General features: G+C 67.7%; 26 protein-coding genes and 2 pseudogenes. 22 read left to right on the forward strand and 6 right to left on the reverse strand.

Going from position 1 to position 25,470, the window contains the following annotated elements; all coding sequences use genetic code 11:
* Positions 1-9: 9 nt before the first annotated feature.
* The gene (locus TX88_RS22995) at positions 10-801 is read left to right on the forward strand and encodes a helix-turn-helix domain-containing protein (protein WP_044520171.1); all 792 of its coding nucleotides are present in this window, start codon (positions 10-12) and stop codon (positions 799-801) included.
* A 29-nt stretch (positions 802-830) separates the two neighbouring features.
* Here TX88_RS22995 and TX88_RS23000 read toward each other — a convergent pair whose 3' ends face one another.
* The gene (locus TX88_RS23000; RefSeq protein ID WP_044520172.1) at positions 831-3,101 is read right to left on the reverse strand and encodes an ATP-dependent DNA ligase; all 2,271 of its coding nucleotides are present in this window, start codon (positions 3,099-3,101) and stop codon (positions 831-833) included.
* 126 nt (positions 3,102-3,227) lie between these two features.
* Here TX88_RS23000 and TX88_RS23005 point away from each other — a divergent pair, with 126 nt between their 5' ends.
* Together TX88_RS23005 and TX88_RS23010 are read left to right on the forward strand one after the other, a co-directional pair.
* Positions 3,228-3,845 (forward strand): cutinase family protein, encoded by a 618-nt coding sequence (locus tag TX88_RS23005; protein ID WP_044521755.1) that lies wholly within the window; start codon positions 3,228-3,230, stop codon positions 3,843-3,845.
* Between the two features lie 22 nt (positions 3,846-3,867).
* Entirely contained in the window at positions 3,868-4,791 is a 924-nt protein-coding gene (locus tag TX88_RS23010; protein ID WP_044520173.1) for a carbohydrate kinase family protein, read from the forward strand.
* 6 nt (positions 4,792-4,797) lie between these two features.
* Here TX88_RS23010 and pdxR read toward each other — a convergent pair whose 3' ends face one another.
* A complete protein-coding gene (gene pdxR, locus TX88_RS23015) occupies positions 4,798-6,225 on the reverse strand; it encodes a MocR-like pyridoxine biosynthesis transcription factor PdxR (RefSeq protein WP_044520174.1) in 1,428 nt (475 codons plus the stop codon).
* 79 nt (positions 6,226-6,304) lie between these two features.
* Between pdxR and TX88_RS23020 the strand changes: the two genes are divergently transcribed.
* Both TX88_RS23020 and ku read left to right on the forward strand, forming a co-directional pair.
* Entirely contained in the window at positions 6,305-6,940 is a 636-nt protein-coding gene (locus TX88_RS23020; protein WP_044520175.1) for a pyridoxamine 5'-phosphate oxidase family protein, read from the forward strand.
* A gap of 60 nt (positions 6,941-7,000) precedes the next feature.
* Positions 7,001-7,894 (forward strand): non-homologous end joining protein Ku, encoded by an 894-nt coding sequence (ku, locus tag TX88_RS23025; protein ID WP_044520176.1) that lies wholly within the window; start codon positions 7,001-7,003, stop codon positions 7,892-7,894.
* 1 nt (position 7,895) lies between these two features.
* Here ku and TX88_RS23030 read toward each other — a convergent pair whose 3' ends face one another.
* Positions 7,896-8,198 carry a hypothetical protein gene (locus TX88_RS23030; RefSeq protein ID WP_322786870.1) on the reverse strand — a complete coding sequence of 101 codons (303 nt, stop codon included), beginning with the start codon at positions 8,196-8,198 and terminating at the stop codon, positions 7,896-7,898.
* Between the two features lie 174 nt (positions 8,199-8,372).
* A complete protein-coding gene (locus tag TX88_RS23035; protein ID WP_044520177.1) occupies positions 8,373-8,852 on the reverse strand; it encodes a glucose-6-phosphate dehydrogenase in 480 nt (159 codons plus the stop codon).
* 144 nt (positions 8,853-8,996) lie between these two features.
* On the opposite strand from TX88_RS23035, the gene TX88_RS23040 reads away from it, so the two are divergent.
* The 7 genes and pseudogenes from TX88_RS23040 to TX88_RS23070 form a co-directional block, all read left to right on the forward strand.
* The gene (locus TX88_RS23040; protein ID WP_044520178.1) at positions 8,997-9,278 is read left to right on the forward strand and encodes a hypothetical protein; all 282 of its coding nucleotides are present in this window, start codon (positions 8,997-8,999) and stop codon (positions 9,276-9,278) included.
* Between the two features lie 134 nt (positions 9,279-9,412).
* Positions 9,413-10,204 carry an SDR family oxidoreductase gene (locus tag TX88_RS23045; protein WP_044520179.1) on the forward strand — a complete coding sequence of 264 codons (792 nt, stop codon included), beginning with the start codon at positions 9,413-9,415 and terminating at the stop codon, positions 10,202-10,204.
* A gap of 8 nt (positions 10,205-10,212) precedes the next feature.
* Positions 10,213-11,289, forward strand: coding sequence for an NAD(P)H-dependent amine dehydrogenase family protein (locus TX88_RS23050; RefSeq protein WP_044520180.1), 1,077 nt, complete (start codon positions 10,213-10,215; stop codon positions 11,287-11,289).
* A 24-nt stretch (positions 11,290-11,313) separates the two neighbouring features.
* Positions 11,314-11,580, forward strand: coding sequence for a hypothetical protein (locus TX88_RS23055; protein ID WP_044520181.1), 267 nt, complete (start codon positions 11,314-11,316; stop codon positions 11,578-11,580).
* A 54-nt stretch (positions 11,581-11,634) separates the two neighbouring features.
* Complete coding sequence (locus TX88_RS23060) at positions 11,635-11,865, forward strand: hypothetical protein (RefSeq protein WP_044520182.1); 231 nt, start codon at positions 11,635-11,637, stop codon at positions 11,863-11,865.
* A gap of 92 nt (positions 11,866-11,957) precedes the next feature.
* Entirely contained in the window at positions 11,958-13,184 is a 1,227-nt protein-coding gene (locus TX88_RS23065; RefSeq protein WP_044520183.1) for an Nramp family divalent metal transporter, read from the forward strand.
* Positions 13,185-13,595, forward strand: a pseudogene (locus tag TX88_RS23070) (gamma-glutamylcyclotransferase family protein); the annotation flags it as partial. It abuts the gene before it with no gap.
* A 5-nt stretch (positions 13,596-13,600) separates the two neighbouring features.
* Here the strand turns inward: TX88_RS23070 and TX88_RS23075 are convergent.
* Positions 13,601-14,698 carry a glutamate--cysteine ligase 2 gene (locus TX88_RS23075; RefSeq protein ID WP_110918130.1) on the reverse strand — a complete coding sequence of 366 codons (1,098 nt, stop codon included), beginning with the start codon at positions 14,696-14,698 and terminating at the stop codon, positions 13,601-13,603.
* Between the two features lie 62 nt (positions 14,699-14,760).
* Between TX88_RS23075 and TX88_RS23080 the strand changes: the two genes are divergently transcribed.
* From TX88_RS23080 to hchA, 8 genes and pseudogenes are all read left to right on the forward strand, one after another.
* Positions 14,761-15,585, forward strand: coding sequence for an LLM class F420-dependent oxidoreductase (locus TX88_RS23080; protein WP_044520186.1), 825 nt, complete (start codon positions 14,761-14,763; stop codon positions 15,583-15,585).
* Positions 15,586-15,628: 43 nt separating this feature from the next.
* Positions 15,629-16,930, forward strand: coding sequence for an NAD(P)/FAD-dependent oxidoreductase (locus TX88_RS23085; protein WP_044520187.1), 1,302 nt, complete (start codon positions 15,629-15,631; stop codon positions 16,928-16,930).
* Positions 16,924-17,661, forward strand: coding sequence for a DUF1365 domain-containing protein (locus tag TX88_RS23090; RefSeq protein ID WP_044521763.1), 738 nt, complete (start codon positions 16,924-16,926; stop codon positions 17,659-17,661). The genes TX88_RS23085 and TX88_RS23090 overlap by 7 nt, the downstream gene beginning before the upstream one ends.
* Positions 17,658-18,926 carry a class I SAM-dependent methyltransferase gene (locus TX88_RS23095; RefSeq protein WP_044520188.1) on the forward strand — a complete coding sequence of 423 codons (1,269 nt, stop codon included), beginning with the start codon at positions 17,658-17,660 and terminating at the stop codon, positions 18,924-18,926. Before TX88_RS23090 ends, TX88_RS23095 begins: the two co-directional genes overlap by 4 nt.
* Positions 18,923-19,702: a DUF1295 domain-containing protein gene (locus TX88_RS23100; protein WP_409365891.1), complete on the forward strand. Its 780-nt coding sequence runs from the start codon at positions 18,923-18,925 to the stop codon at positions 19,700-19,702. Before TX88_RS23095 ends, TX88_RS23100 begins: the two co-directional genes overlap by 4 nt.
* A gap of 8 nt (positions 19,703-19,710) precedes the next feature.
* Positions 19,711-20,286, forward strand: coding sequence for a sigma-70 family RNA polymerase sigma factor (locus TX88_RS23105; RefSeq protein ID WP_044520189.1), 576 nt, complete (start codon positions 19,711-19,713; stop codon positions 20,284-20,286).
* Entirely contained in the window at positions 20,283-20,987 is a 705-nt protein-coding gene (locus TX88_RS23110; protein ID WP_044520190.1) for an anti-sigma factor, read from the forward strand. The genes TX88_RS23105 and TX88_RS23110 overlap by 4 nt, the downstream gene beginning before the upstream one ends.
* 82 nt (positions 20,988-21,069) lie before the next feature.
* Positions 21,070-21,955 (forward strand): annotated as a pseudogene (gene hchA, locus TX88_RS23115) (glyoxalase III HchA).
* A gap of 12 nt (positions 21,956-21,967) precedes the next feature.
* On the opposite strand, the gene TX88_RS23120 reads toward hchA, so the two are convergent.
* Entirely contained in the window at positions 21,968-22,477 is a 510-nt protein-coding gene (locus tag TX88_RS23120; protein WP_044521767.1) for a DinB family protein, read from the reverse strand.
* Positions 22,478-22,759: 282 nt separating this feature from the next.
* Here TX88_RS23120 and TX88_RS34365 point away from each other — a divergent pair, with 282 nt between their 5' ends.
* Positions 22,760-24,847: a hypothetical protein gene (locus TX88_RS34365; protein ID WP_044520191.1), complete on the forward strand. Its 2,088-nt coding sequence runs from the start codon at positions 22,760-22,762 to the stop codon at positions 24,845-24,847.
* Positions 24,848-25,006: 159 nt separating this feature from the next.
* Positions 25,007-25,468 (forward strand): SRPBCC family protein, encoded by a 462-nt coding sequence (locus TX88_RS23130; RefSeq protein WP_044521769.1) that lies wholly within the window; start codon positions 25,007-25,009, stop codon positions 25,466-25,468.
* The last annotated feature ends 2 nt before the right edge of the window (positions 25,469-25,470 follow it).

A 25,470-nucleotide genomic window follows, 5' to 3' on the forward strand; every position in this document is an offset into this window, starting at 1 on the left:
TCGGTGCGAATGGCGACCACCAGCTCCGCTCCTCAGGTCGGGCCGCTGCTGCGGGAGTGGCGGCAACGGCGTCGACTGACCCAGCTCGAGCTTGCACTCGACGCAGGCGTGTCGGCCCGCCATCTGAGCTTCGTCGAGACCGGCCGCTCCAAGCCCGGGCGAGACATGCTGCTGCGCCTCGGAGAACGGCTCGAAATCCCGTTCCGCGAACGCAACCGGCTACTGCTCGCCGCCGGGCATGCTCCCGCATTCCCCGAACATCCTTTCGGCGCACCGGAACTCGCTCCGATCCGCGAAGCGCTGGAGCGGATTCTGAAAAGTCACGAGCCGTATCCGGCGGTGGTCTTCGACCGCAATTGGAACCTGGTCGCCGCGAACGCCGCCATACAGCCGCTGATCGCGACCATCGACCCTGCTCTGCTGAACCCGCCTGTCAACGTCCTCCGCGTCGGCCTGGAATTGATGCCGCAGATCATCAACGCCCACGAGGTCATGTCCTACTTTCGTGATCGGATTCAGCGCCAGCACGCCGCCACCGCCGACCACCGGCTCGCGCAGCTCCTGGAGGAGTTCGAGAACTACCTGCCCGACGAAGACGAGGGTGCGGCAAGCGAATCCGCCTTCACGCAGAATCTCGGTCCGGTCAGGGTCCGGGCACCCGGCGGCGGCGAGTGGTCGTTCTTCGGCATGTTCGGCACCTTCGACATGCCGTTCGAAGTCACGATCTCCGAACTGGCCATCGAGTTACTCTTTCCCGCCGATCGCGCGACTGCCGATGCGTTTGAATCGCTGGCTCGATAACGCAACGAGAGTCCGCGTTGCGTCTGCTCCTAGGACTCCCACACCACCTCGTCCGGCGACTTGTCCGGCCGCAGACCGCGCCAGCTCGGCTGACGCAGCCGGTGGTCACTGGTGCGCTCGCTGTAGCGGACCTCTCCCACCAGCTCGGGCCGCACGAACGTGACCCCTTTCGCGTCGAGCTTCGGCAACGGTTCGTCGAACGGTGAGTCGTCGGTGTGCAGCGGGGCCAGCATGCCTTTGAGCTTGGTCAGCTCCTTCTCGGTGAACCCGGTGCCGACGCGGCCGGCGAACTGCAGGCCGTCGGGGCCGGGCACGCCGAGCAGCAGCGCGCCGATGCCGCTGCTGCGCCCGCCCTCGCCCTGACGCCACCCGCCGATCACCGCTTCCTGCGTGTTCCAGATCTTGTCCTTGACCCAGGAGGCCGACCGCCGGCCCGGCTGATACGTCGAGTCCCGCTTCTTGGCCACCACGCCTTCGAACCGGTGCTCACGGGCGTGGTCCATGGCCTCCGGGCCGTCGCCGGGCAGCGGCTCGGGAACGATCAGTCCGCCGCCGGCGGCCAACGCCTCCAACAGCTTTCGCCGGTCGGTGTACTTGGCGCGCAGCAAGGACCGGCCGTCGAGCCACAAGATGTCGAAGGCCCAGAACTCGACCCGGGTGGAGCGGGCCCGGTTCTGCATCTCGCCGAAGCTGGGCACCCCGGAGTCGTCGAGGGCCACCACCTCGCCGTCGAGCACCACGTGGTGGTCGGCGAGATCGGCGGCCACCGCCTGCAATTGCGGGTACTCGGCGGTGACATCCCGTCCGCGGCGTGAACGCAGTTGCAGGCGACCATGATCGGCCTCGACCAGCAGCCGGTATCCGTCCCATTTGCCCTCGAACGCCCATTGCGTGGCCTTGAGTTTCGCGACGGACCCCTCGGTGGCGAGCATCGGCGCGAAGTCCTTGGGTTCCGGCGTGGCCGACTTCTGGTCCTTCATCCGGTGCGCCAGCCAGTTCTTGCCCTCGGTCTGGATCAGGGCATAGCGGCCGTCGATGCGGTTGCCGCTCAGGGTGAAGATCACCTCGCCGTTGCGGGCCTCCGGATCGTCTGTGACGCGGAACTTCTCGGCCTCGTAGGTGCCGGTGTCCCAGATCTCCATGTGCCCGGCGCCGTACTCCCCCTTGGGAATCCCACCGTGAAAGGTCAGGTATTCGATCGGGTGGTCCTCGGTGTGCACGGCGAGGTGATTCACCGCGGTGGTCTCGGGCAGGTTCTTGGGAACCGCCCAGCTGACCAGCACACCATCGCGTTCCAGTCGCAGGTCGTAGTGCAACCGTCGGGCGTGATGCTCCTGGATCACGAACCGGTCGTTGTTGCCGGTCGCCGGAACGTCCTGAGGCACCGGCTCCGGAGTCTTGGCCGCGTCGCGCATGCTGCGATAGGTGGTGAGCTTGTCGGTCCGGGGTGCATCCTCGTCCAAACCGGCCAGCAGGTCGCCGTCATCGGAAACCCGTTGCAGCACTTCGTCGAATCGCAGATGACGCAGATCGGGGTCGCCGATCTCGTCCCATGTGCGGGGTGCGGCGACGGTCGGGTACTCCCGCCCGCGCAGTGAGTACGGAGCGATCGTGGTCTTGGCCCCGCTGTTCTGACTCCAGTCCAGGAAGATCTTCTGGGCACGGACGCTGCGGGTCATGGTGGCGGTGACCAGTGTGGGCATCGACTGTTCGAGTTGTTGGGCCACCCGCTTGGCCAGCACCGATGCACCGCGGGAGCTGATCGGCTCGGCCAGCGGCACATACAGGTGCAGGCCCTTGCTACCGCTGGTCAGCGGGTACGTCGTCAGCCCGATGTCACCCATCAGGTCGCGCACCGCCTGGGCCACCTCACACAACTGCGGCATGGTGACCCCCTCACCCGGATCGAGGTCGAACACGATGCGGGTGGCCGGGCCCTGACTCCCGTCGGAGCCGAACCGCCATTGCGGCACATGCACTTCGAGTGCTGCCTGCTGCGCAATCCAGGCCAAACCCTCGCGGGTGTTGATGATCGGGTAGGTGGTGGTGCCCGACTTGTGCGCGATGGTCCCGCGCTCGAGCCAGCCCGGAGCCGAAGACGCCAGCTGCTTTTCGAAGAACGACGCCTCCGCGACCCCGTTGGGCCAACGCTTTCGGGTCACCGGGCGCCCGGCGATGTGCGGAAGCATCACCTCGGCGATGCTCAGGTAATAGTCGAACACCTCGGCTTTGGTGGTGCCGGTGGCGGGATAGAGCACCTTGTCCGGATTCGTCAGCCGAACCCGCTCATAGCGCTCCATGACGCCCCTCCATGAGGCAAACGTATACCCACATCGAAGACACGGGCCCCGTCGACATGTGAGCATGTGCAGATGGCGCTGAACCGTGTGCACAGTTTGCTCCCGCGATTGGCCGTGGCCGTATTGATGCCCGCGGCGGCCGTTTTCAGCGGCCCGGCTCCTGCGGCGTCGGCCGACCCCTGCTCGGACGTCGAAGTGGTGTTCGCCCGCGGCACCGGCGAACCGCCCGGGATCGGCCGGGTGGGCCAGGCGATGGTCGACCGGCTGGTACCCCAGCTCGCACCACGCAGCGTCGGCGTGTACGCGGTCAACTATCCGGCCGGGCTCAACTTCCTGACGACCGCGGACGCCGCGAACGACGCGGCCGGACACATCGCCTGGCTGGCCGACCAATGCCCGGACACCCGGGTGGTGTTGGGCGGGTTCTCGCAAGGTGCGGCGGCGATGTCGATGCTGGCGGGCGTACCGCCTATCGGTGACCGGATCGGCACGATCGGTTCGGCTCCCGCATTGCCGCCCTACAGCGCCGACCGGGTGGCCGCGGTCGCGGTGTTCGGCAATCCCGGCAACAGATTCGGCACACCGCTGTCGAGCACCGGACAATTCGCCGGGCGGGCCATCGATCTGTGCAGCCCCGGCGATCCGATCTGCGTCGAGGGCGGACGTGTCCGCGCGGCGCACAGCGCATACGAGCTTCCGCCGTATCCCGATCAGGCCGCGGGCTTCATCGCCGGACGGCTCTAGCGCAACCACCTACCATGGAGCCATGAGCCGAGCCCTGGTCATCGGCGAGGCGTTGATCGACGTCGTCGAGAGCGACGGCAGGATCAGCGGCGAATACGTCGGCGGCAGCCCACTCAACGTCGCCGTGGGGCTGAGCCGATTGGGCCGCGGCGTCGATTTTCTCACCCACATCGCCAATGACGACCGCGGCAAGCGCATCGTCGAGTACGTGGAACATTCTGGGGTACAACTGGTTTCGGGCAGCACCAGCGCCAGCCGGACCCCGACTGCCTTCGCCGCCCTGGACGCCGCCGGATCGGCCCACTATCGCTTCGACATCGACTGGCAGCTGGCCGGAACCCCCGAGGTCGCGACCCCGCTGCTGGTCCACACCGGCTCCATCGCCACCGTGCTGGAACCGGGGTGCCGTGCCACCGCGGCGCTGCTCGATGCCTACCGCATGTCGGCGACGATCAGCTTCGATCCGAATGTCCGGCCGGACGTGATCCAGGACGACGACATCGCCCGCGGGCGCGTCGACCGGCTCATCGAACGCGCCGACATCGTCAAGGCCTCCGAGGACGATCTGCGCTGGCTGGACCCCCGGCACTCCCCCGAGCAGATCGCCCGGGCCTGGCTGGAAGTCGGCCCGTCGATCGTCACCGTCACCTCGGGTGAGCGCGGGGCGTTCGCGGTGTGCCGGGCCGGATCGGTGTCGGTTCCCGCACGGGCGGTGCAGGTGGTGGACACCGTCGGGGCCGGCGACGCCTTCATGACGGGCCTGCTCGACGCTTTGTGGTCGCTGGGACTGCTCGGCGCCGACCGCCGTCGTGACCTGTCCCGGATCGGCACCGAGGCCCTCGAAGACATCCTGAAGTCAGCCGCGCTTTCCGCGGCGATGACGGTCGCCCGACCCGGCGCCGACCTGCCCGATCGTGCGGCACGAGATGCCGCGGCGCAGCCCTGAGCGTCGTCACTGCCGCCCGATCACGCCCGCGATGAGCGCGGCCACCGGGTCGGCCTGAGTTTCGGGCAGGCGTGCGTATCCGCACACCAGACCCCGGGCGCCGGGCGGACCCGCGAAATACGCGGACAGCGGCTCGACAATGACACCCCGGTCACCGAGCGTGGCCGCGATCGCGGTGTCGTCGATCCCGTCGTCGAGCCGCAACACCACGTGCAGACCCGCCTCGACACCCTCCAGCCGGATGCCCCCGCACCGGCGACCGAGCGCACCGACCAGCGCCGACCGCCGCGCCGAGTACGTACGTGCCGTCCTCGCGAGGTGCCGGGTCAGCGCCCCCGACTCGATGAACCGGGCCAACGCGAAAGTGGTCACTCCACAGACTGATTCACCACTGCGTTCCAGTGCGTCGGCGACGGCCGCCCGCAGCCCGGGCGGCGGCAGCAGCCAGGCCACCCGCAGCGCGGGGGTGAGGACCTTCGAGGCAGTCCCGATGTAGACGACGCAGTCGCGCCCGCCGTCGATACCGCGCAACGCCGGCAACGCAGACACGTCGTACCGGAATTCGCCGTCGTAGTCGTCCTCGATGAGCAGTCCGCCGGTCCGGATCGCCCACTGCACCAGGCGGGCACGACGAGGCACGGAAAGCCGGGCCCCGAGCGGATACTGATGCGCCGGAGTGCAATACACGGCCGAATCGGAATCGCGCAGCGAGCCCGGATCGAGTCCGTCGCCGTCCACCGCCACCGCGCGCGTTCGGGCTCCGGACATCTGGAACGCCCGTCGCGCCTCGTCGTAGCCCGGTTCCTCGAACGCGATATCCCGCCCGGTCAGTCCGGCCGCCGCGGTGACGGTGCGCAGTGCCGACGCGACGCCGGGGACGATGACCAGTTCTCCCGGGTCGGCGACGATGCCACGGGTGCGACGCAGGTGACCGGCCAGGGCGCGACGGAGCTCAGCATGCCCACCGGGCCCCGCCGCGGTGGCGGGCACGGGTGCGGCCGCGGCGGCGCGCCAGGCACGGCGCCAGTCGGTGGTCGAGATCAGTCCGGGATCAGGGTGCCCGGGGGTGAGATCCCACGCGGGCGGCTGTTGACGGGGAGCGGGCGGGGCCACCGTCGTGGCGCCACCCGCGGTGACGTGTGAGGCGGCACCTGCGTGGGCCGCGGCGTCGGCACCTGCGGCGATCCGCGTACCCGATCCGAGCCGAGCGGTGGTGTAGCCGGCCGCGGCGAGCTCGTCGTAGGCGTCGACCACGGACGAGCGGGCCACCCCGAGCTCGGCGGCCATGCTGCGGGTCGATGGCAGCGCGTCACCGGGACCGAGCCGGCCCAGCCGGATCTGTTCGATGACGGCCGCCGCGATGCGCTGCCGCAGCGGCGACTCGTCGGCGGGGAGCTGCAACGCCAGGTGCAACTCGGGTGCATGACGCGCCATGCCACCACAATAGTGGTCTGGTCTTCTTATCCAGTTCTGGATCTTTCAAGCATGCCGGAATGTCCGCAGAATTCATTCCGTGACGCAGATCAGGAGAGAACGCGAGCTCGCCCGCACCGACCGTCCCGACCTCGACTCGGTGCTCGACGCCGCCGCCGTGGGCACGCTCGCGACAGTGGTGGACGGACAACCGTGGGTGGTGCCCATGCTGTATGCCCGCGACGGCGACCGGGTCATCCTGCACGGGTCGACGGGCGCGGGTGCGCTGCGGCATGTTGCGGCCGGGTCGCCCGCCGCGTTCTGCGTCACGCTTCTCGACGGAATCGTCGTGGCGGACACGCTTTTCGACTCCACAGCCAACTACCGGTCGGCCGTCGTACGCGGGCACCTGACCGTCATGGATCCGGCTGACGCGGCGTATGCACTGGATCTGATGAGCGACTCACTGATCCCCGGCCGCAGTTCTGAGGTGCGGTCCAGCACGAAGAGAGAGCTCGCCGCGACACTCGCCATCGCGCTGCCGATCACGCCCGACGGCTGGACGGTCAAGGTGCGCGACGCACCGCCGGCGCCGCCGGACGACGCCGCCGACTCCGGCGGATGGGCCGGCGTGGTGCCCCTACGGACCGTGGCCGGCGACCCGATTCCGGCGCCGTGGGTGGGTGCGGACGTCGACGCGCCCGAGTCCGTGCATCGCCTGGTCAACGGCACCTGACCCGACGCACCGATCCGGTGGTTCTTCGCACCGTCGCCGATATCAAGCCATACTGGGCAAATGCGATCCATCTGGAAGGGTTCGATCGCCTTCGGCCTGGTGAACGTGCCGGTGAAGGTCTACAGCGCCACCGAGGACCATGACATCAAGTTCCATCAGGTCCACGCCAAGGACAACGGGCGCATCCGCTACAAGCGCGTCTGCGAAGTGTGTGGCGAGGTGGTCGAGTTCCGCGACATCAACAAGGCGTTCGAATCCGACGACGGGCAGATGGTGGTGATCACCGACGAGGACATCGCCACCCTGCCCGAGGAACGCAGCCGCGAGATCGAAGTCGTCGAGTTCATCCCGGCCGACCAACTCGACCCGTTGATGTATGACAAGAGCTACTTCCTGGAGCCCGACTCCAAGTCGTCGAAGTCCTATGTGCTGCTGGCCAAGACGCTCGCCGAGACCGAGCGGGTAGCCATCGTGCACTTCTCGCTACGCAACAAGACGCGGCTGGCCGCGTTGCGGGTCAAGGACTTCAGCAAGCGCAACGTCATGGTGATCCACACCCTGTTGTGGCCCGACGAGATCCGCGATCCCGACTTCCCGGTACTGGACAAGGAAGTCGAGATCAAGCCGGCCGAGTTGAAGATGGCCGGTCAGGTTGTGGAGTCGATGACCGACGACTTCAAACCGGACCAGTTCCGCGACGACTACCAGGAACAGCTGCATGAGCTGGTCCAGGCCAAACTTGAAGGCGGAGAAGCTTTCTCGGTCGAGGAACAACCGACCGAGCTCGACGAGACCGAGGACGTGTCCGACCTGCTGGCCAAACTCGAGGCCAGCGTGAAGGCGCGCGGCGGCGCGGCGAAAGAACCGGAGAAGAAAGCCCCCGCGAAGAAGGCCCCGGCCAAAAAGGCTCCCGCCAAGAAAGCAGCGGCCAAGAAGGCTCCCGCCAAGAAGTAGCTCAGCGGCGGCAGTCCAGATCCACGTACACCGTCGTGTACTGCAGATTCTGCCCCGGGTTGAACGACGTGATGCTTGCCGCACCGGTCGGTATCTGCGGTCCGGTGACCGAGCGCCCCTGTCGGACGGCGCTCACCGTGCAGTCGTCGATGGCCTTGGTGCCCACCTTGCTCAAGATCACCCGGTAGCCCTGACCTTCGAGGTCACTGATGGTTTGGCTCGCCGTCGACTCGGTGGGCGCGGCGGCAGCGGGCGCGGCAAGCGCCAGCCCAAGCCCGCACAGCCCGGCACCGGCGACACACACGCTTCTCAAGTTCCGTTTCACTGGGTTCAGCCCGTCCTCTCGGTTTCGGTGAAGTGGGCTAAACCTAAAACGCCGAATTCCGTTGTCGGACAATCTCATACCGAATCCACACCGGTTAACACACAGCGAACTCCGCCGAAATACGGCGTTAACATGAGCGCTCCCGGGCCGCCGTCAGGCAGGCACGTCGACGCGCAAGACCTCGTGTTCGTCCAGAATCCGGCGCAGTGCCGCATCCATGGGATGGGCGGATTCGAGGTCGTGACTGCACCGACGATCGACCGCGACCACCGTGCCCGGGCTCAGCGGCGTGTGCTCGACCTGATCGACGAACGCGTCGAACATCGTGTGCGGTGTCGCCAGGTAGTAGAGGCCGTGACGGGCGTCGGCGAAGCGCGCGCCGTACATCAGTCCGCACTGGGTGATGACGAACAACTCCGACGCCGGGTGCACGTGATGGCCGGGGTGACCCAACTCCTCCTCGCCCCACACCTCGGCCGCCAGACGAGCCTGGGCCAACCGGTCCTGCAGGTCGTCGGTACACGCGAGCAGGCGGTGGATGAGCGTGCCCGTAGTCGACGGGTACTGATCGATCGCGGGTTTGAAATACCGCGCGAAAACATCGCCGAAGAAGTCGTGTCGCTGCTGGGTCATCGCGGCTCCCCACCTTGAACTGACCCCTCCAGTGTGCGCCCACCGCCGCCGCGGCGGAGGGCCTTTGTCGCGTTGGGTCAGATGCCGCGACGTCCTGCGCCCGATCCGCCCCGCTCTCGCAGTCCGCCCCCCCATAATTGGGCCATGTCACCGAGGGCCAAGGCCGTCGCGGTGCTACTCGCCTTGACCGGCACCGCGTATTTCGGCGCCACCGCTCCGCCCGCCGGCGCCGACGGAGCGGATGCCGTCATCAGGGATCTGGAGGCGGAGGGATACACCGTCACCATCAACTGGCTGAGCGGGTTCAACACGCAGCAGCTGGCGGATTGCACCGTGGTCCGGGTCAACAACCCCTCGTCGAATCCCGAGCCGATGCCCGGTGACACCGTCTATGTCGATGTCACCTGCCCGAACAACTTGTACTAGCGTTCCCCGGCTTCCAGGGCGATTCCGATCCGCGCCGACAAGCGCGACAAGGCGACTAGAACGTGTTTCAGAAACGCGCCACGACCGCCCACTCACCCTGCTAGCGTGGCGCCGGACAAGGGAACGGAGCGCACGTGATTCTGGACAGATTCCGACTCGACGACAAGGTCGCCATCGTCACCGGGGCAGGACGTGGACTGGGCGCGGCAACGGCGCTCGCGTTCGCCGAAGCCGGTGCGGACGTGCTCATCGCGGCACGCACCAAGGCCCAGCTCGACGAGGTGGCAGACCAGATCGCCGAGACGGGACGCAAGGCGCACGTCGTCGTCGCCGACCTCGCCCACCCCGAGGCCACCGCGGAACTCGCAGCCGCCGCGGTCGAGGCGTTCGGGAAACTAGACATCGTCGTCAACAACGTCGGCGGCACCATGCCCGCGCCGCTGTTGAACACGTCCACCCAGGATCTGCGCAACGCGTTCACGTTCAACGTATCGACCGCGCACGCGCTCACGTGTGCGGCCGTGCCGCTGATGCTCGAACACTCCGGCGGCGGCAGCATCATCAACATCACCTCCACGGTGGGACGCCTGGCCGGTCGCGGATTCGCCGCCTACGGCACGGCGAAAGCCGCCCTCGCGCACTACACCCGACTGTCCGCACTGGACTTGAGCCCCCGCATCCGCGTCAACGCCATCGCGCCCGGCTCGATCCTCACCTCGGCCCTCGACATCGTCGCCTCCAACGACGCCCTGCGGGACCCGATGGAGAAGGCCACCCCGCTGCGCCGCCTCGGCGATCCGGCCGACATCGCCGCCGCCGCCGTGTACCTGTCCTCCCCCGCGGGCAGCTACCTGACCGGCAAGGTGCTCGAGGTCGACGGCGGCCTGAACATGCCCAATCTCGACCTGCCCATCCCTGACCTCTGAGGAGAAGAATGACCATTCGCGTAGCGGCGGTCGGTACCGGAAACGTCGGCAAGCATGCGCTCAAGCAGCTCGTCATCAATCCGGACTACGAACTCACCGGCGTGTGGGTGTCCTCGTCGGCCAAGGCCGGCAAGGACGCCGGAGAGCTTGCCGGCCTTGATGTTTCGACGGGCGTCCTGGCCACCGACGACCTCGACGCAATCCTGGCCGCCAAGCCGGACTGCGTGGTCTACACCGCCCTTGCCGACAACCGGCTGCCCGAGGCCCTCGAGGACTACCGGCGCATCCTGGCGGCCGGCGTCAACGTGGTGGCCAGCTCCGCGGTGTTCCTGCAGTACCCGTGGCAGGTGCTGCCGGCCGAGCTGATCGAGCCCATCGAGACTGCGGCCGAGGCAGGCGGGGCCAGCATCTTCGTAAATGGCATCGACCCCGGTTTCGCGAATGACCTTCTGCCCCTTGCCCTTGCCGGCACCTGCCAGCAGATCGAGCAGATCCGGTGCATGGAGATCGTCGACTATGCGACCTACGACAGCGCCGCGGTGATGTTCGACGTGATGGGCTTCGGCAAGCCGATCGACGAAACTCCGATGCTGCTGCAACCCGGCGTCCTGACCCTGGCCTGGGGTTCGGTGGTCCGCCAGCTGGCCGCCGGCCTCGGCATCGAACTCGACGAGGTCACCGAGGAGCACACCCGGGTGCCTGCGCCGGAGGACTTCGAGATCTCGGCCGGCCACATCCCCGCGGGCACCACCGCCGCATTGCGTTTCGAGGTGCGCGGTATGCGCGACGGCAAGGCGGCCGTGGTGCTGGAGCACGTGACGCGCCTGCGCGACGACCTGTGCCCCGAGTGGCCGCAGCCCGCGCAGGAGGGCGGCTCATACCGCGTCGTTGTGACCGGTGAGCCGTCCTACCACCTGGACCTGCGCCTGAGCAGCCCCAACGGCGATCACAACCACGCGGGTCTGGTCGCCACGGCAGCGCGGGTGGTGAACGCGATCCCGGCGGTGGTGGACGCCAAGCCGGGCATCCGGACCACTCTCGATCTGCCGTTGATCACCGGCCGTGGTCTGTACGCTGCCGGATAGAACCCCGCTGGAAGGAGCGCCGCGATGAGAATTCGCCTCACCACGCTTACCGGTTGTCTGATGGTTGGCGGTGCTTCCGCGGCGATCGCCCTGGCCCCGCTGGCGTCGGCCGAACCCAGCGCCCCGAGCGAGCCTCGCCTGCTGCCGCAGTGCGAGGTGACCGGCGGCAGCTCGGTCGAGGGTGGACAGACCACCGAATGCGCATCCGAGGGCAATGTGCAGATCGACTCGACACCGCCGCAGCCCGGCTACGGGATGTTCCCCTGGGATGACGATTTTTTCGTACTCTGACCAGCGCTGACAGCGCTATTCAGACGTAGACTTGCTCCAGGATCGGAGTAGGTCATGACGAACATCGTTCGGTATCTGGCTGCATTGCTGGCGGTGCCGTGTTTGGCGATTCTCACGGCCCCGGCCGGCTCGGCCGCACCGAAGTGCACCAACGTCTCACCGAACACCACGCAATGCCAGACCAACGGCAGCACGCAGATCATCACGTCACCGCCCGCCATGAGGAATTACGGCCCCTGGTACGGCCCGGTGTTCGGCTTCGGAGGCATTGGCATCGGTTGGTGACAGCCCTTGTGACCCTCCCCGACCTGGCTTGACCAGAAAGTTTCGGCTACCCTAACTTTTCTATTCGCATACCCGGATAGAAGGTAGGGCTGTTGTTAGAGGACACCAAGGCGCGCACGACGCCGAGCTGGATGCTGCTCGGGCCGGCATTCGTTGCCGCGATCGCCTACGTCGACCCCGGGAACGTCGCGGCGAATGTCAGCGCGGGAGCACAGTTCGGCTACCTGCTGGTCTGGGTGATCGTGGTGGCCAACGCCATGGCCGGACTGGTGCAGTACCTCTCGGCCAAGCTGGGCCTGGTCACCGGCCGGTCCCTGCCCGAGGTGGTCGCCGACCACACCCGCACCCCGACCCGGATCGCGTACTGGATACAGGCCGAATTGGTCGCCGTCGCAACCGATCTCGCCGAGGTGGTGGGTGGAGCGATCGCCCTGTACCTGCTGTTCGACCTGCCGCTGCTACTCGGCGGAATCATCACCGGGGTGGTATCGCTACTGCTGCTGAGCGTGCAGAACCGCCGGGGCCAGCGGGTGTTCGAGCGGGTGATCACCGGACTGCTGATGATCATCGCCATCGGCTTCCTGACCAGTCTGTTCGTCGAGACTCCCCCGGCGGCCGACGTCGCGGCCGGGCTGATCCCCCGGTTCCAGGGCACCGAAAGCCTGCTGCTGGCCACCGCGATGCTCGGCGCCACCGTGATGCCGCACGCCGTCTACCTGCACTCAGGCCTGGCCCGCGATCGTCACGGCCACCCCGAACCGGGCGCCCCGCGGCGACGTCTGCTGCGGGTGACGCGCTACGACGTCGGCCTCGCGATGCTGCTGGCGGGTGCGGTGAACCTGGCAATGCTGCTGGTCGCGGCGACCAACCTGCAGGGACGCGACAACACCGATTCCATCGAGGGCGCGCACGCCGCGGTCAGCGACACCCTGGGTCCGACGGTGGCCCTGCTGTTCGCCATCGGACTGCTTGCCTCCGGCCTGGCGTCGACCTCGGTCGGCGCGTACGCGGGCGCGATGATCATGCAGGGATTGCTGCGTCGCTCCTACCCGTTGCTGCTGCGCCGGATGGTCACGCTGATCCCGGCCCTGGTCATCCTGGCCATCGGCGTCGACCCCAGCCGCGCCCTCGTGCTCTCCCAGGTCGTGCTGTCGTTCGGCATACCGCTGGCACTGATCCCGCTGGTGCGGCTGACCAGCAACACCACCCTGATGGGCGACGACGTCAACCACCGCGTCACCACGGCACTCGGCTGGGCCGTGGCCGGATTGATTAGTGTGCTCAACGTGGTGCTCATCTATCTGACCGTCACGGGCTGAATGCTTCACCCGTACTTCGCCTACGGCTCGAATCTGTGCGTGACGCAGATGGGCCGGCGCTGTCCGGGCGCGATCGACCCCAGGCCCGCCCGCCTCGACGGCCACAGCTGGCTGATCAACCAGCGCGGTGTGGCCACCATCGAACCGCTCGGCGCCGCACATGTGCACGGCGTCTTATGGCGGGTCACCGACCACGACCTGGCCGCGCTGGACCGCGCCGAGGGAGTGCCGGTGCGCTACCGCCGGGACCGGCTGACCGTGCACACCTCCGGCGGGCCCGAGCCGGCCTGGGTCTACATCGACCATCGCGTGCAACCCGGGCCGCCGCGGCCTGGCTATCTGGAACGGATCCTGGCCGGCGCAGCGCACCACGAACTGCCACACACCTGGGTCGAGTTCCTGCGGCGCTGGGCGGGCTAGTCACCGACCACGGTGGCCGCCAATTCGCTTATCACATCAGCGATCTCGCCCCTGCGACGCCAGGCTCGGCGCTGGCGTATCGCGCCGTTACCCTCGGCGACGACGCGGCCGAGCTCGCCACGCGCCATCTCGTAGTCGCCCAATGCCACCAGCGCCGGCCGCACCGTATCGACGAATCGGTCGAGCAGTTCCCGCACCGGGACCGTCGACTGGTCCCCCAACAGATCGATGCCGTCCCCGTCGAGGCCATCGCGAGCGGCCTTCCAATGGGCCGCGCGGATCTGGCAATCCGCCAGACGCGGAGCCGATTCGCCATCGTCATGGGCGGTCATCGCCGTCATCACCCCGGCCCGGATCAACGTGGCCAGCAGCACCGTCTCGGCCACCGTCGCGGGCACATCGGACACCCGCACCTCCACCGTCGGAAAGTTCGCCGACGGCCGGACATCCCAATAGATCATGCCGTCGTCCAGCGCGGCGCCGGCCCGCTCGAGCATGGCGACGGCGGCGTCATACTGCGCGGCCGAATCGAAATACGGCGGAGGCCCTGAGCTCGGCCACCGCGACCACAGCACGCTGCGGAAGCTGGCATAGCCGCTGTCGGTGTTGCGATAGATCGCCGAATTGGCGGTCAGCGCCAACAACACGTGCAGCCACGGCCGCAGCCAGTTGCTGACGTGGATCGCAGCCTCGCGGTCGGGCACCGCGACATGGACGTGGCAACCGCAGATGCCCTGTTCGTGGGCGATCATGCCGAAGCGGTGGGCGATCCTGCGGTATCGCGCGGTGGGCGTCACCGGGAACTTGTGCGGCACGGTCGGCGGCAGCGCGGCGGCCAGCAGCTGCGCCCCGCTGGCGGCGGCGGCCTCGGTGGCAATCCCGCGCAACCTCGTCAGCTCGGAGCGCAGCGCGCTGCTGCTGTCCATCACGGCCGTGGTGGTCTCGACCTGGCAGCTGGTCAGCTCCAGTTGCAGGTCCACCCCGTGCGCGGCGGCACTCGCGGCGACCTGCCTGTTGCGGGCGATCGGTTCGCCGTGCTGTGGGTCGATGAGCAGGAACTCCTCCTCCACGCCCATCGTCGGATGACTCGTCACGGCTCTGAATTGCCCACCGCAGACGCCTCCAAACCTGCGCCGGCCGTGCCTAAGATCGGGTGATGCCCAACGATTTCCGCTTTGGCGTCAGCCTGCGAACCGCCGAATCCCAGTCGCAGATTGCCGACGCCGCCCGGCGTGCCGAAGACCTCGGCTTCCACGTACTCAACGTGCCCGACCATCTCGGCGCGCCCGCCCCGTTCCCGACCCTGACCGCCGTCGCCGCGGCGACCAGCACGCTGCGCGTCGGGACGTTCGTGCTCAATGCCGGCTTCTACAAACCGGCGCTGCTGGCGCGCGATGCCACCGCCCTGCGGGATCTGTCCGGCGGCCGGTTCGACCTCGGGCTCGGTGCGGGCTATGTGCGCGAAGAGTTCGACGCCGCGGAACTGCCCTTCCCCAGCGCACGCGAACGCATCGACTATCTGCGCCACACCACCGAGTACCTGCGCGAGCATGCACCCGACATCCCGATCCTCATCGCGGGCAACGGGGACCGGCTGCTGACCCTGGCCGCCCAGACCGCCGACATCATCGGCCTCACCGGTGGCGACGGGGTCCATGACGGCACCAGTGACCCATTGGCCGACCGAATCTCTTTCCTGCGCAACGCTGCCGGTGACCGGTTCGACGAGCTGGAACTCAACATCGCCGTGACCGCGATGCCTGCGCCCGGCAGCGAGATGCCGATTCTCAACGTGCCCCGCCATTTCCTGCCGGGGCTCAGTGACGAAGAGCTGCTGCGGCATCCCGGAGTGCTGTCGGGGTCGGTCAGCGCCATCGCCGACCGCATTCGGGGCCTGCGCGAGAAGTACGGGATCACCTACATCATCGTGCAGATCGCCCACGCCGAGGCATTCGGAAAGGTGATCGCCGAACTCTCTTAGAAATTCGTCCCATCCGGGGCGGTGCCGGCACCGAATCCCAGGTGTGGAGCAGATTCATCCTGGCGGACGATCAGTCGCCGTCATCGGCAGCGGCGTCGCCGGCCTGACCGCTGCGCACGTCCTGTCGGCGCGCGACCGGGTCACTCTCCTGGAGTGTGACGACCGCTTCGGCGGACATGCTCATACCCAGCATGTCGTCGAGGACGGCCGTACCGTCGCCCTCGACACCGCCTTCCTGGTGCACAACGACCGCACCTACCCGACGCTATGTCGATTGTTCGACGAGTTGGGAATCCGCACGCAGAACACCGACATGTCGATGTCGGTGCGCGACGACGCCATCGGGCTGGAGTACGCCGGTGCGCGCGGCCTCGGCGGCTTGTTCCCGGCCTGGTCAAACCTCACGCGGCCGCGTTATCTGCTGATGCTGGGCGAGATCACCCGATTCCACCGCCTGGCAACCCGGCTGCTGAACCGGCCGGCCGGCAGCGACGAGGAGAGCCTGGGCGCGTTCGTCCGGCGCCACGGGTTCTCCCCGTACTTCGTCGACCGGTTCATGAGCCCACTGGTAGGGGCGGTCTGGTCGTGCCCGCCGGGTGAGGCGCTCGACTATCCGGCCCGCTACCTGTTCACCTTCCTTCAGCACCACGGCATGCTGTCGGTCTTCGGCTCCCCGACATGGCGCACGGTGCAGGGCGGGTCGGCCACCTACGTCGACGCAATCGTGTCCCGATTGCACGAGGCGGTCACCGGCGCCCACGTGCGATCCGTGCGGCGATGCCCCGATGGCGTTTCGGTCACCGTGGACGGCCGCGAGCCCCGGCAGTTCGACGCCGTCGTCATCGCCGCGCACCCCGGCGAGGCGCTGCTGATGCTGGCCGAACCCACCGTTGCCGAACGGTCCGTCCTCGGCGCCATCCCCTACCACCTCAACCAGGCGCAGCTGCACACCGACGAGTCCCTGCTGCCACGCCTACCGCGGGCGCGAGCATCTTGGAACTATTTGATCGACCCCTTCAATCGCGCAGTCACCGTCACCTACGACATCACCCGGCTGATGCGGTTGAGCGGCCCCCGCCGCTACCTGGTCACGCTCGGCGGGGCCGACCGGGTCGACCCCTCGGCCGTGCTGTCCGAGATGCTCTACAGCCATCCGGCCTACACAGCTGAATCTGTTGCCGCTCAACAGCTCCTGCCCTCTCTCAACGATGACCGGGTGGTGTTCGCCGGCGCCTATCACGGCTGGGGATTTCACGAGGACGGCGCCTTGTCAGGGTGGCGGGCCGCCCAGCGGCTGGGAGCCCGATGGGCCGGCCTCTCGGCACCGGAGCCGCTGGCATGCTGACTCCCGCCATCTACCGGACCCGGATAACCCATGTCCGCCAGGCCCCGGTACGTCATCGTTTCACCTACCGCGGGTACAGCTGGTACATCGATCTGGACCGGATGCCGCGCCTACCCCGCTGGCTGGGTCCGTTCGCCCGGTTCGAGGTCGGCGACCACTTCGACGGAACACCGAAAGACTCACTGCGTCAACGCGTTGACGCGTTTCTGCGGTCGCACGATGTGGACCTCGAGGGCGGCAGCGTGACCGCACTCCTGCAGGCAAGGGTGCTGGGATATGTGTTCAACCCGTTGAGCCTGTACTGGTGCCACGATGCCGGCGGCACGTTGCGCTTCGTGGTGGCCGAGGTGCACAACACCTACGGCCGGCGTCACGCCTATCTGCTGCCCGCCGACGGTTGCCCCCGGGTGACCAAGCGGATGTACGTCTCACCGTTCAATGCCGTCGAAGGGCACTACCGGGTCCGTGCTCCCGAACCCGCCGAGCACGTGGACGTGACGATTTCCCTTCACCGCCAAGGCCACCCGGCCTTTGTCGCCACGTTGCGGGGTGACCGCAGGGTGGCGAGCACAGCGGAGATCATGCGCCTTCAACTGGCCGCGCCGCTGGCCCCGCTGGCAGGGGCCCTCGCCATCCGCTTCGAGGGGATCAAGTTGTGGCTGCGCCGGGTTCCCGTGATACCCCGGCCCGCCGACGAATCCACCACCACCGACCGAGGAAGGACCCTGTGAGCATCGAGACCGAGACGCGCTCCGGCATCGACCCGACCCGCTGGCCCGACGTGGCGCGGCCGCCGGGCGGACCGGCCGCCGTCATCGCCGGCGCCGCGGCCGGACGGCTGCTGAAGCGGGCCGCTTCCACGTTGCCGGTGCGGCTGGCACTGCCCGGCGGAACCGTCATCGGGGCGGCCGACCCGACGTTGCCCACCATGGTCATCGACCGGCCGGACGCTCTCACCCGCAGGATCGGGCGGTACGGCCTGATCGGGTTCGGTGAGTCGTACATGGCCGGTGAGTGGCATTCGACCGATCTAGTCGGATTGCTCACCGAGTTCGGAAGATCGATGGGTGATCTGATTCCGGCTGCACTACAACGATTCCGGAGCGTCACCCTGCCGCGGTCACCACGTTCCCAGCACAACGAGCCCGCACAGGCCCGGCGGAACGTCTCGGCCCACTACGACCTGTCGAACGAGCTCTTCGCGGAGTTCCTCGACGAGACGATGACATACTCCAGTGCACTGTTCGAGCACCTGCCTGCCACTCCGGCCGTACTGGCAGATGCCCAGCGCCGCAAGATCGACCGACTGCTGGACGCGGCGGGTGTCGGGCCGGGCAGCCGGATATTGGAGATCGGGACCGGCTGGGGCGAGCTCTGTATCCGTGCCGCCGCACGCGGCGCGCAGGTCCGGTCGATCACCCTGTCGTCCGAGCAGCAGCGGCTGGCCCGGCACCGGGTGGCGGCCGCGGGCCTGACCGACCGCGTCGACATCGACCTGCGCGACTACCGCGATGTCGACGGCTGCTACGACGCCGTGCTGTCCGTCGAGATGATCGAGGCGGTCGGATATCGATTCTGGCCCAAATACTTTCAAGCCCTCGACCGCCTGGTTCTCCCGGGCGGCCGGATCGCGATCCAGGCGATCACGATGCCGCACGACCGCATGCTGGCCACCCGCGACACCTACACCTGGATACAGAAGTACATCTTCCCGGGCGGGCTGCTGCCCTCGACCGAGGCGATCATCGGCCTGACCGAACGCGGCACCCGGCTGCGGACGGTCGACATGATGTCGCTGCGTCCGCACTACGCCGAGACCCTCCGGCTGTGGCGGGAGAGCTTCCTCGCGCGCCGCGACGCGCTTACATCACAAGGATTCGACGATGTGTTCCAGCGGATGTGGGAGCTGTACCTGGCCTACTCCGAGGCGGGATTCGCCGCCGGCTATCTCGACGTCTACCAGTGGACCTTCGCACCGACGGGAGGACACCGGTGAACCTGCTCGTGATCGCCACGGTTTCGCTGGCCGCGCTGGCCGTCGTGCACGGATCCGCCTTTCTGATCGGCCGAAAACTCGCTCGGTACAACGTGGTCGACGTGGCCTGGGGTGTCGGTTTCATCGTGGTCGCCGCGATCAGCGCTGTCCTGGGCACCGGCGATCCCTTCCGACGCATCCTGATCCTGGGCCTGGTCGGGCTCTGGGCGGGCCGGTTGTCCTGGCACATGGTGCTCAAATCAGCAGGAAAAGGTGAGGATCCGCGCTACCGGCAGCTGCTCGGCGGCGACTTCTCGGCCGGCCACGTGCTGCGCAAGATCTTCGTGATCCAGGCGGCCGCAACGTGGTTCGTGTCGCTGCCGGTGCAGCTGTCGGCCACCCTCGGACCGACGCCCACGGCCCTGTGGCCGGTTCTGATTGCCGGCGTGACGATCTGGGCCGTCGGGCTGGCCTTCGAGGCCATCGGCGACCACCAGCTGCGCCGGTTCAAATCCGATCCGGCCAACAAGGGCGCGATCATGGACCGCGGCCTGTGGGCCTGGACGCGCCATCCCAACTATTTCGGGGACAGCTGCGTGTGGTGGGGGCTGTGGCTGGTGAGCATCTGCGGCTGGATATCGCTGGTGACAGTGCTGTCCCCGGTGCTGATGACGTACTTCCTCGTGTATGCGACCGGTGCGCGCCTCGCCGAGAAACACATGGCCGGACGACCTGGATTCGCTGAGTACTGTTCGCGCACTTCATTTTTCATTCCCGCCCCGCCGAGATCCGGATAAGCAGGACGATGCCGGCCCCGGTGGCTAGGCTGATGCGGGTGACCGCCGAACTCGACGCGTTGCTACACCGCGTGGCCCGACAGGACGTCGACGCCTTCGCCGCGCTGTACGACCAGACGAGGTCCAGGGTGTTCGGCCTGGTCACGCGGGTTCTTCGGGATCCGGGATACAGCGAGGAAACGACCCAGGACATCTACCTTCAGGTGTGGCATGCCGCGGGCACCTACAACCCTGCCGCCGGTTCCCCGATGGCGTGGCTGATGACGCTGGCACACCGGCGCGCGGTGGACCGGGTGCGCGCCGAACAGGCCGCCAGCCGGCGTGAGTCCCGCTACGGCGCGAGCAACGTGGAGCCGCCCGTCGACCACGTCGCCGACTCGGTGATCACCCGAGACGAGCAGCGCAGGGTGGCCGACTGCCTGTCCTCGCTGACCGAGGACCAGCGCGAGTGCATCCACCTCGCCTACTACGACGGGCTGACCTACAGCCAGGTGTCCCAACGGCTGACAGCCAATCTCGCCACCATCAAATCCCGGATGCGTGACGCGATCCGCGGCCTCCGCAACTGCCTGGGGGCGGCATGACCGAGCCGACGGACCCCGAGCTGACGACGCTGGCCACCCCGTACGCACTGCACGCGGTATCGGACGCCGAGCGCACCGAAATCGAACAGCGCCTCGTGGCGGCACCGCCGGAGGTCGCCGCGCAGTTCGCGAACGAGGTACGGGACGTGCGCGAGACCATGGCCACCGTGGCGGCGGGCACCGCACTGGAGCCGCCCGCAGAACTGCGGGACCGGTTGCTCGCAGCGGTGTCGGCGGGTGTACTGCGCCCCACCCGGCACCGGTGGCGCACCGCTGCACTGGCGGCCGCGGCTGCCATCGTGGTCGCCGTCGCGGGCATCGGTATCGGCATCGCGATGCGGCCGGCCCCGACACCGTCGGCCGCCGAACAGATCTTCGCCGCCCCTGACGTGCGGACCGTGTCCGGCGCGATTCCCACCGGCGGCACCGCGACCGTGGTGTTCTCCCGCGAACGCGGCGCCGGCGTGCTGGTGATGAACGGGGTCACGCCGCCGGAAGCCGGCACGGTCTATCAGATGTGGCTGCTGCGCGAGGGCGGGCCGGAATCGGCGGGCACCATGGACTCGGCGGCCGTCGCTCCGTCGACCACGGCAGTGCTACCGAACCTGGGTGACGCTTCGGCATTGGCTTTCACCGTGGAGCCGGGCGGTGGTTCGACGGCACCTACCACGCCGATCTTCGCCGAGCTGCCGCTGCAGTGACGTGACGTGCATGGGGTGGGCGAAACCGGGGTACTGCTGAGACGACCGCGAGAATTGGCCATACGGAAGTAGGTGACACGAGATGTCACAGAACGCGGACAAGCTCAGCAAGGCGCCCACCCCCGATCAGGCCGAGGACAACGCCTTCTTCCCGTCGCCCTACTCGTTGAGTCAGTACACCTCCCCCAAGACCGACTTTCGCCGGCGTCGAACGTAAGGGCGCCTACACCGAGGGCCGGTGGAAGGTGCTGATGATCGCCGCCGAAGAGCGATACCTGCTCTGCCAGAACGGAAAGATGTTCTCCACCGGCAACCATCCGGTGGAGATGCTGCTGCCGCTGCATCATCTGATGGAGACCGGGTTCGACGTCGACGTCGCGACCATCTCCGGGTACCCGGCCAAGCTGGAGTTGTGGGCCATGCCCCACGAGGACCAGGCCGTGGCCTCGACCTATGAGGCCCTCAAACCCAAGCTCAAGCAACCGCACAAGCTGTCCGACGTGGTCGCGGAACTCAAGCCGGGCTCCGATTACCTCGCGGTCTTCATTCCCGGCGGCCACGGCGCCGTCGTCGGGCTGCCCGGCAGTGAAGCGGTGGGCCAGACACTGAACTGGGCCCTGGACCACGGCCGGTTCATCGTCACCCTCTGTCACGGTCCGGCGGCGCTGCTGGCCGCCGGCCTCGGCAGGGCGCAGTCACCTTTGGCCGGATATTCGGTGTGCGTGTTCCCCGACTCGCTCGACGAGGGGCCGAACATCGACATCGGCTATCTGCCCGGCCGCATGCAGTGGCTCGTCGCCGACCTGCTGGCCAAGCAGGGACTCACCATCGTCAACGACAAGATGGCCGGCACCGTGCATCAAGACCGCAGGCTGCTCACGGGCGACAGCCCGCTGGCGTCCGACGCGCTGGGCAAGCTGGCCGTCAACTGCCTGCTCGATGCGCTCGGGTTGGAGCGACAGCCCTGATCCGCGGCGGCCTCAGACCCCTGCCTGCCCGTCGATGCGTTCCCGGATCAGATCCGCATGCCCGCAGTGGCGGGCGTACTCGGCGATCATGTGCGTATAGATCCAGCGCAAGCTGACCTCGCCGCCCATGAAGGGCGCGGTGTCATCGAGGCCGCGCGCCGCGGCGTTGATACGCGCCTGCTCGACCTCGCCCTGCCAGATTTGCGTGGCGACGGCGAATGACCACTCGGCGGACACCTCGAAACCACCATCGTGTCCGTCGGGATCCCGCTGCCCGAAGATCGCCGGTGCGGCCTCACCGGTGAGCACTCTGCGGAACCAGTTCCGCTCCACCTCCGCCGCGTGCTGCACCAGACCCTGCAGGCTCAGCCCGGACGGCGGCACCGATGCCGAGCGCAGCTGTTCGCCGTCCAGTCCTTCACATTTGATCGCCAACGTGGCGCGATAGAAGTCCAGCCAGCTCTCCAGCGTCGTGCGCTCATCGGCATTCATCGGCGGTATCGGCCGCTGCATCGACGTCATGGTCTGTGATGCTGCCATCGCGCAAGACACCGGGACGGACCGACCGCGGTGGAGGGCTCGGGGCGGCCTGACGAACGCTTCCTGTGCTGACCTTTGCGCAAGCTGTGTGTTGATGAGAATTCCGCGAGGAAGCCGATCCGTGTGGCGGCACCGCACGACATTTAGTTATGCTTAATATTGCGTAGGCATACAATCGAGTCCACGCGCACCAGCACCTGAACATCTGGCATCACGCGGTCGGGAGTGATGTGACCAGACCCGGTCATCATCGAGGAGATCGGCATGACTGCCCTCAGCCCCCCGCCCGTCGACTTGAGGTCCTTGCGGCCCGCCGAGCCTGCGCCCCGGCGACGCAGGTTCATCCCCCGGTCGCGCCGAGGCAAAACGGCCGTCGCCGGCGGATTGGCCGTGCTACTCGTCGCCGGATTGCTCGGCGCGTCTTACACGACCTCGCCGGGAGGCACCTTGTGGGGCGTGCAGAAGGCGATCTTCCCCGAGCACGCGCAAGACGTCGCGCTGACCGCCGTCGTCGACGACCTGAAACGGGCGCAGGACATCCTGGGCGGCGGACAGCAGCCCACAGCCGATCAGCTGACGGACGCCCGCACAGCACTGAATCAGGCCAAGCAGGGCCTGGACTACGTATCACCATCGCAGCAGCGCACCAGCCTGCAGAACCTCTATCTGCAACTGACACAACAACTTCTGCAGTACACACCCGATTCGGTGCAACAACTGGCGGCACTGCCCGCACCGGCTGCGCCACCGCAGGTGCCCGACGCGACGCTGATGAGCGCGTCCGCACCGACCTGGGGGTACGCGGGCACGGGTGACGACTTCATCCCACCGCCGCCCGATGTTCCGGTCGAGCCCGCCGCAGGCTGGCCCCAGCCCGCGGATCCGCCGTTGACTCCGAACCTCGGGTACCTGGGTTACTACGACCCGTCCTGGGGACAGTTGTACGGCTACAACCCCACTGGCTGGTACAACTACGACCTCGGCGGTTACAACCAGTACGGCTACGATTTCGTCGGCTACGACCGGTGGGGCTACGACCGGTGGGGGTACGACCGGTGGGGGTACGACCACTGGGGCTACAACTGGGGCGGCTACAACTGGGCCGGTTACGACCGCGACGGCTGGGACCGCAACGGCTGCAACGAATGGGGCCAGCGCCGCGGCTACCCCGGTGACCCGCGCAGGCAGGACTGGTACGACCACCACCACCCGTACAAGCAGTACTACCAGTGGAAGTTCCAGAACCACGATCCGGTGTACCGCCGCGCTCAATGGAACCGGGCCCACGGGTTCAACCCGGACAGGTACCAGAACTGGAACATGAACCGGGATTGGCACAATCCGCGCAACCGCGACTGGGCACGGCCTGCCACCCCCGATCCGGTCGTGAAGGTGAACATCCACATCTCGTCTCCGGTGGTGAACCTGAATGCCTCACTGGCGCAGTTCATCTCCAACGACAAGGCGACGCGCAGCTCCAGGGAGCTGATGAAGAATCTCGCGGACAAATCCACCCGCGACTTCACCAAGGAGCTCGACCCTCGGCCCACGATCCTCACCGGGCCACCGTCGGCATCGGCCCTGAAGGACCGCCCCGAACCACCCACGGCAAACCACGAAAAATCGTTTGCACCACCGGCATTGACGGCGCCCGCGCCGGCGACGGTGCCGTCGAAGGTGTCACCCGAGTTTTCCGCTCCCAAAGTTCCACCGGCGCCCGCCTACACACCGCCGGTGACCGACAAACCGCGGGAGAAGCCAGAGTCCGTACCGGACAACACGGCGCCGAAAACGGACCCGGATCGTTCTGCCGGGCAGATGCCGACTCCCCCGAAAGCGGACGCGCCAGACCGTGATGGGGCCCCGCCGGCCGAGCGGAGACCGGAGGCCCCGTCCGACCCTGAGGTCGCGCCATCGGCCGAACCGAAACCCGAACCGAAAACGGAGCGCCCATCCGACCCCGCGGTGGCGCCGCCCCGCGAAGGCTCGGAACCCCACCGGGACAATCCCGTTCGTGAGGCGCCGACACCAGCAGCGCCTGCACCGGATGCGCCGGTCCAGGAGGCCCCGACACGGGAAGATCCGCCGCGACAGCGTTCCGCACCGGAACCACCGGCACAGGCTCCAGCTCCCGAGGCCCCGGTGCGACAGGCGCCCGTCCAGCAAGCGCCTGTCCGAGAGGCACCTCCGGCACAGGAGGCGCCTGCTCGGCAGAAGCCCGAGCGACAAGCGCCGCCCGAACGGCAGGCACCGCCCGAACGCCAGGCCCCGCGATCTGATCAGGGCCCACGTCAGGCGCCCGAGCAGCCCCGGTCAAAGGGACCAAAGTGTTCTTCAATTCCGATGTGCTGAACACCGGCGGCCCGCTTCGAGCCTGAACCCCACATCACCGCACCCGCGATGACGGTATTGCGGTGACGGCGGCGCATGCGTTGCACTTGAGCCAAAGAGTTCAGGCGACGACGTGGTGGCGGATTCGGTCATCCAATCGAGGAGGCAGACGTAATGGGCATGGAAGGGTCGGTCACGGTGCGGATGTCCGCGCCGGCGGACCGCATCTGGGATCTCATCTCCGATGTACGCAACACCGGAAAGTTCTCGCCGGAGGTGATGGAAGCCGAGTGGCTCCGCGGTGCGACCGGTCCCGCACTGGGCGCCCGGTTCCGCGGGCACGTGAAGCGCAACGAGATCGGTCCCGTCTACTGGACCACCTGCAAGGTGACGGCCTGCGAGCCCGGGCGTGAGTTCGGCTTCGCCGTCCTGGCCGGCGACCGAGCCGTCAACACCTGGCACTACCGATTGACACCGGTGGGAACCGAGACCGACGTCACCGAATCCTTCCGGATGCCCCCGGGAGCTTTCACCGCCGTGTTCTCGCTGATCGGCGGCCAGCTCCGTCGGCGCCGCAATGTCCGCGACATGCGCAAGACGCTGGAACGGATCAAGGCCGTGGTGGAGACCGAAGAGCAGTAGCC

Source organism: Mycolicibacterium septicum DSM 44393, assembly GCF_000455325.1.
GTDB classification, from domain to species: domain Bacteria; phylum Actinomycetota; class Actinomycetes; order Mycobacteriales; family Mycobacteriaceae; genus Mycobacterium; species Mycobacterium septicum.